The organism is Dactylosporangium sp. NPDC005572 (assembly GCF_040605515.1).
GTDB lineage: Bacteria > Actinomycetota > Actinomycetes > Mycobacteriales > Micromonosporaceae > Dactylosporangium.
Genome location: NZ_JBEXCY010000358.1, coordinates 1 through 6,598, shown reverse-complemented (window position 1 = coordinate 6,598; position 6,598 = coordinate 1). Strand labels below are relative to the sequence as shown.

General features: G+C 77.4%; 3 protein-coding genes. 1 reads left to right on the top strand and 2 read right to left on the bottom strand.

The window, feature by feature from the left end; all coding sequences use genetic code 11:
• A partial coding sequence (locus ABZS66_RS59750; protein ID WP_354773604.1) for a hypothetical protein occupies nt 1-3,191 on the top strand: 3,191 nt, incomplete at its 5' end.
• Here ABZS66_RS59750 and ABZS66_RS59745 read toward each other — a convergent pair.
• Together ABZS66_RS59745 and ABZS66_RS59740 are read right to left on the bottom strand one after the other, a co-directional pair.
• Complete coding sequence (locus tag ABZS66_RS59745) at nt 3,188-3,880, bottom strand: phenylalanine--tRNA ligase beta subunit-related protein (protein WP_354773602.1); 693 nt, start codon at nt 3,878-3,880, stop codon at nt 3,188-3,190. The two genes, ABZS66_RS59750 and ABZS66_RS59745, sit on opposite strands and share 4 nt — an antisense overlap.
• A 128-nt stretch (nt 3,881-4,008) precedes the next feature.
• Nucleotides 4,009-6,303 carry an Hsp70 family protein gene (locus tag ABZS66_RS59740; RefSeq protein ID WP_354773600.1) on the bottom strand — a complete coding sequence of 765 codons (2,295 nt, stop codon included), beginning with the start codon at nt 6,301-6,303 and terminating at the stop codon, nt 4,009-4,011.
• Nucleotides 6,304-6,598: the final 295 nt, after the last annotated feature.

The window sequence follows — 6,598 nt, the reverse complement described above, 5'->3', positions numbered from 1 at the left end:
CGCGACGGCAACGACATCCACTTCACGGTCACGCTGTCCGCCGGCGACGTCGGCGCCGCGGGCAGGCCGACGCGCTGCGCTCCGAGCTGGGCGGCCTGGAGGCCCGCTCCCGCACCGCCGCCCAGGCACTGTCTACATTCGACAGTGACCTGGCCGCGGCGGTCGCGGCCGGCCACCTGCTGCCGTCGGCGGGCGACCTCGCCGCGGCGCTCACGGACGACCGCCTGCCGTCGGCCGGCGACCTCGAAGCGGCGCTCACGGACGACCGCCTGCCGTCGGCCGGCGACCTCGAAGCGGCCCTCGCGGCCGGCATCGACGAGGATCGGGAGGCCGAGGAGCGGCTCACCGGGGAGCTGCCGGCCGCCGCGGCCCGGCTCGCCGACGACCGGGCCGCCCACGAGCGCGAGCGCAGCGCCGTGCAGGCGTCCATCACCGAGCTCACCCACCGGCGGGCCACCCTCGACGCCGAGCGCACCCCGCTGCTCGCCGAGATCGACGCCCTCGCCACCGACCCGCGGCTCACCGCCCTCACCGAGCGGGACAGCGTCGACCCGGTCGCCGAGCAGCGCCTGCTCGCCGAGCAGCTGGCCGAGGCGATCATCGCCGCCGACCGGCAGCGCATCCAGCTCGCCGTCGCCGACGCCGAGGATGACCGGGCCGTGCAGGCGCTCGGCTCGGCCCGCGGGCTGCTGCCGGCCGCGCTCGACCTGGCCCGGGCGGCCGACGTGCTCGCCGCCGAGCGGATCCCGGCCACGACCGGCTGGCACCTGCTCGCCGACGCGGTACCGCCGGACCGCTGGGCCCTCGCCGTGACCGCCGCGCCCCACCTGGTCGGCGGGCTGCTCGTGCACGACCCGGCCGACCTCGGCCGGGCCCGGGACGCCCTGGAGGCCGCGCAGCTGTACCCGACGAGCGCCGTCCAGGTCGCCCCGGCCGCCGCGCTGCACGCCGCCGTCGGCGCGCCGGCGCCGGCCGCCGACGGGTTCGTGCTGCCGCCCGCCCCGGCCCTCTACGACCGCACCGCCGCCGCCCGCGAGGCCGACCGGCGGGCCGCCGGCCGGGCCGGCCGCGGGGTACGCGTGCAGGAGCTGCTCGACGCCCGCGACCACGACCTGCGCCTGCGCGACCAGCTGCGGCTGCTCGCCGAGCGCTGCCCGCCCGGCCACCGCGAGCACCTCGACGCCGAGCACGCGCGGCTCACCGAGCTGCTGGCCCGGGCCCAGGCCCGGGCGGCCGAGCTGGACGCGGAGCGGGCCGACCTCGACGAGCGGGCCGCCGCGCACGCCGGCCAGCTGCGCGCGCTCGCCGAGCGGCGGCGCGTGCTGGCCACCCGCCTCGGCGTCCTCACCGACCTGTCCCGCCGGGCCGCCGAGGCCTCCGCGCTGCGCGCCGAGCGCGACGGCCTGCCGGCCCAGCGGGCGTCGTGCGAGGAGCGCCTCGCCCTGGCCGAGGAGCGCGAGCGGTCGGCGGCCGCGGTGGTCGCGGCCGCCCGCGCCGACGCCGACCGGCACCGGGCGACGCTGCGCGGCTACCGGGCGCGGGTCGAGGAGCTGCACCGCCTGGCCGACGGCCCGGTCCCGGCGCCGCTGCCCGGCCTGGCGGCGGCCCAGAGCGCGTACGAGGCCGCCGACGAGGCGTACGCCCGCCAGTCGTCCGGCTCCGCCATCGAGGCCACGGCGAACGAGATCACCCGCCGCCTTGACGGCCTGGACCGCCAGGTCCAGCAGTTCACCCCGGACGAGCGCACTGCCGCGGCCGGCCTGGCCGGTACGGTGGACGCCGCCGACGCCGAGGCGGTGCGGCGCAGCACCGAGCGGGCCGAGCAGGCCCACTTCGCGGCCCGCGCGGACGCCACCCGCGCCGAGACGGACGCCGAGACGGCCCGCCAGTCCCTGTCGTCCCACGAGTCCGCCCGCCCGTCCCCGTCCGACCTCGCCGCGGACGACGAACCCCGGGACGAGGACGAGGCGACCTCCTGGGCGGAGGCGCACCAGGAGCGGCTCGACGCGGCCGTCCAGGAGGAGCGGGAGGCCCGGGAGCGGGTCGCCGCGGCCGAGCGGACGGCCGAGGCGGGGCGGCGGCGCGCGGCCGACCTGCGGGAGCTCGCCGCCGACCTGCGGGCCGATCTCGCCGACGAAGCGTCCACTGTGGACTTGGTCGGTGCGTTCGACGGGGACGCGGACGAGGCGCGGGAGGCGGCGCGGCAGGCGCGGCGGTCGCTCCAGGGCGCCGAGCGGGCCGTGTCCGGCGCGCGCAGCCAGCTGCACGGCGAGGTGCACCGGATGGACCGGTGGGCCGGCGAGGAGCGGTTCGCGGCTGTGACGGCCGAGGTGCGCGACCGGTTCCGCAGCGAGCAGAGCGCCGCGCTCAGCGTCGCGGAGGCGGAGCGGCTGGCGGCCGAGCTGGCGACGTACCGGCACGCGCTCGCCGGCGAGCTCGCCGCCGTCGACAAGGACAAGCATCTCGTGGTGACGGCGCTCTGTGCGGAGGTACGCGAGGGATTGAAGACCCTGCAGCGGGCACAGCATCACGCCCAGCTGCCCCCGGGGCTCGCCGACCACCTGCGCAACCGGCGCTTCCTCGACGTCGGGCCGCGGTCCAATGTGGACACCACCGACGCGACCCTGCGCAGCCGGGTGGAGCGGCTCGTCGACCGGCTCGTCGCCAGGCAGGACCCGATCCCCGACGGCCTCGCGCTGGTGTGGGAGGCGACGACGGCGGTGGTCGGCCGGGGCAACTTCGTCGCCCGGGTGCTCAAGCCGTCGACCGAGCTTGGCGAGGACCGCCAGCCGGTGGAGCTGATGAGCAAGTGGTCCGGCGGCGAGAAGGTCACGATCAGCCTGCTGCTGTTCTGCATGCTCGCCCGGCTGCGGGCCGCGAACCGGGGCGGCGACGTGCCCGGCCTCGGCGTGCTGCCGATGGACAACCCGCTCGGCACGGCCAACTACGTCGCGTTCCTCGACCTGCAGCGGCGGGTCGCGGCGGCGAACGGCATCCAGCTGGTGTTCCTGTCCGGCCTCGGCGACATGCGGGCGGTCGGCCGGTTCCCGAACGTGGTCCGGATGCGCAACGCCCACCACCGCGGCCGCAACTACGCGCAGGTGATGGCCCGCGACCTCAACGACGACCAGGTCCTGGAGGGCATCACGACGGCCCGGCTGACGTTCCCGGTACAGGAGACGCTGCTCTAGATCCTGAACGCCGGCTCATCGCGGCGCAGCACCGCCGTCCGCGGGACGGCGGCCCAGGCTCCGGCGATCGCGCCGGCGAGGGCGTCGAGCAGCTTCGGCACGTCCGCCGCCGCGGTCGCGTGCAGCCCCTCCGCCACGACGAGCACCCGGGACGTCTCCGGGCGGATGGCCGAGCGGCCGCTCTGGCGGTTGGTCCAGCGCCGGGCGTGCGCGCGGCCGGCGGTGTCGGCGAACACGACCTCGCGGGGGTCGGGGTGCTCCAGCTCGCCGCCGAACGTCTCGTACTCCTCGGTGCCGTCCGCGTACCGCACCTCCAGGTCGCCGTCGATACGGTCGAGGTCGAGCGCGGCGACGGGCACCGCGAAGGCGGCCGACACGGCGTTGCAGAGGTCGACGAGCGGGTGTAGGGCGGGCAGGTCACCCTCGCGCCGCAGGCGTCGCAGGAGGGACTCCGAGGCGCAACGGTACTGCGTGGGCTTGAGCCCCTGCGCCGTGAACGCGCGGCGCCAGGCCTGGATCTCGGGGAAGCCGCTCTCCGGGCCGCCGGCCAGCCGCGCCCGCGCCGCCTCGGTGAACGCGGCCACCGCCGGGGCGACCTCGGCGTCGGGCGTCACGCCGCCGAGGGACAGCACCGCCGGTACCAGGGCTGGATGATCGCGCCAGATCGCGTCAGCGTGCCGGAACTCCACGCCGGTCATCCTCCGCCGCCGTACCGGCCGCCGGAAGGACCACCCGCGACCCGGCGCGCCGGACCACTTGCTCAGGCGGCGCCGTTCCACTCTCCTCAGGTCTCCTCGGGCGGTGCCGGACCAATTCCTCAGGCGGTCTTGACCACGAACTCGGCCGTGATCTCCTGCTTGCTGGTCTTGCCGGTGAGCCTGACGGTGAGCGGACCGGCCTTCGCCCCGGTCTTCGCGGGGGTGACGGTGGCGGTGAACGCGCCGTCGGCGCCCGCGGTGGCGGTGAACAGGAGGGTGGTCCCGGCCCGGATCTCGACCTTCTCCCGCGGCGCGAAGTGGGCCGCGGTGACCTTGACCTGGGTGCCGGCCCTGCCGCTGGCCGGGTCGAGGCCGGCGGTGGGGCCGGCCGGGCTCGGCGGGGCCGACGACGGCTGGGGCGACGCGGGCGCGGACGCCGAGGTGGACGGGGCCGCACCGGTGCCGAGCAGCTCCTCGACCTTGGCCTTGCCGTCGTTGAACAGCCCCCGGCCCCAGGGGGTGACGGTCATGATGATCACCCACGGCAGGGCCAGGAGGACGAGGAGCCGCAGCCGCCGCAGCACGCCGCCACCGACCCGGCGCGCTGCCCTGGCGGCGCGCCGGGGCTCGGCGGGCGGGGCGGGCGGCTCGTCGTCTTCGTCGTCGTCATCAAGGGCGGGCGCGGGCATGAGGTCGGAGTCCCCGTACACGGCCACGTTACCCTGGATCGTGACCCCGGGCCCGATGATCACGGACGGCCGCCGGGGCGGCGCCTGCTGCGGCGGGGGCGCGGGCTGGTAGGCGTCCGGCGGGCCCGGGTAGGTGACGCCGGCCGGGTGGGCGCTCACGGGCGCGACCGGGTAGGCACCGGCGGCGGCCGCGGGGAACCCGCCGCTGGTGGGCCGACCGGGGAACCCGCCGCTGGTCGGCGCGGACTGGTAGGCGCTCGGGTTGGGGGCCGGATAGCCGCCGCTGGTCGGCGCGGCCGCGATGCCGCCCGCCGGCTGGCCCGGATAGGGGCTCACGGGCGTGGGTGCGTAGGGGCTCACCGAAGCGGCCGGCGGCGCGAAGGCGGGCGGCGAGCCGGCGACGGCCGGTGACTGGGCATACCCGAACGGTGGTGTGGCGGCAGCCGGGGACTGGGCGTATCCGGAGGCCGGCGTGGCAACGGCCGGGGACTGGGCGTATCCGGAGGCCGGTGTGGCGACAGCCGGGGGCTGGGCGTATCCGGACGGCGAGGCGGCGGCCAGTGGCGGCGCGAAGGCGGCCGGTGCGGCGGCGGGCGGGGGCGGCGCGAAGGCCGTCGCGGGTGGTGGGGTCGTGGGTTCGGCGGCGCCGTTGGCCAGGAGCAGGGCGCCGAACGCGACCGGCAGCTCGGGCTGCTCCGGCACGACCGGGGCCACGCCGAACCGCGCGTGCAGGCGGCTCGCCACCAGCGGCAGCCGGCTGGAGCCGCCGACCAGGACGATCGCGTCGAGGCGGTCCGCGGCGCCCGAGCGCTGCAGGACGCGGCGGGTCTCGTCGACCGCGCGGTCGACCAGCGGGCCCGCGATGCGGTCCAGCTCCTCGCGGGTCAGGTGGGTCGCCTGGTCGCGGCCGGGGACGTGGATCGGGGCGGTGGAGGCGCGGGACAGCATCTCCTTCGCGGCGCGGACCTCCGACCAGAACATCCGCCGGTCGCGGAACTCCGCCACCGTCGACGGCTGGGCGAGCCGCCGCCACAGCTGCGGGTCGGCGGCGGCGATCAGCTGGCCGAGGTGCCCGACGAGGGCGTCGTCGATGTCGGTGCCGCCCAGGTCGTCGAGGCCGCCGGTGGCCAGCACACGAAGGCCGTACCGACCAGAAGGGGCGCCCGCCTCCACCACGGTGACGTCGAGCGTGCCGCCGCCGAAGTCGAACACGACGACGCACCGGCCGGGGGTGAGGCGGCCGTCGAGGGCGCGCACGCAGTAGGTGGCCGCGGAGACCGGCTCGTCGAGCAGCGTCACGGCGCCCAGGCCGGCCCGCTCGGCCGCCTCGAGGAGCAGCCGGCGGCGGTTGGTGCCCCAGTCGACCGGGCAGGTCAGGACCGTCGCGCCGGCCACCGGTACACCCGTCTGGGCCGCCTCGGCGGACGCCCGCCGGAGGATCGCCGCGAACAGCTCCGCGACCGGCACCTCGCGGTCACCGAGCAGCAGCACTCCGTCGTCGACGCGGCCCTTCGGGTTGGGCTCGAACCGGGACGCGTCGGTCATCATGTGCCGCTCGGCGTCGCGGCCCACGAAGAGCGTGCCGGACACGTCGGCGAACACGGCCGAGGGCAGCAGCGGGTTGCCGTCGAACAGCAGCGGCCGGGGCCGCCCGTCGCCCCGGTCGACCACGGCGACGGTGTTCGACGTGCCGAGGTCCACCGCGAACCGGAACCGTCCAGACATCCGTCGGATCGTACGCGGTCGCACCCTAGGGGGCACGGATCAGGGACTCCCGATAGGAGATCCCCGATGTCCCGAGCGGTACCGCGGGGCGAGGCTGTCCGGACACCCAGTCAACCGATCTTCGGAGGTGTCCACCGTGCGTTCACTCGGGGTCGTCGCGCTCACCGCCGGCCTGCTCCTCGCCACCGCGCCGGCCGCGTACGCCGGCCCGCCGCCGGCGCACCGCTGCGCGGCGGCCGCGCGGTTGCCGAAGGGTTCCTCGCCAGCCCTCGCGGTGCCGAGCGCGTCACGGCGC

Excerpts from the sequence above, each read along its gene's own strand:
- ABZS66_RS59740 (WP_354773600.1), bottom strand. The coding sequence starts at position 6,303 with ATGTCTGGACGGTTCCGGTTCGCGGTGGACCTCGGCACGTCGAACACC.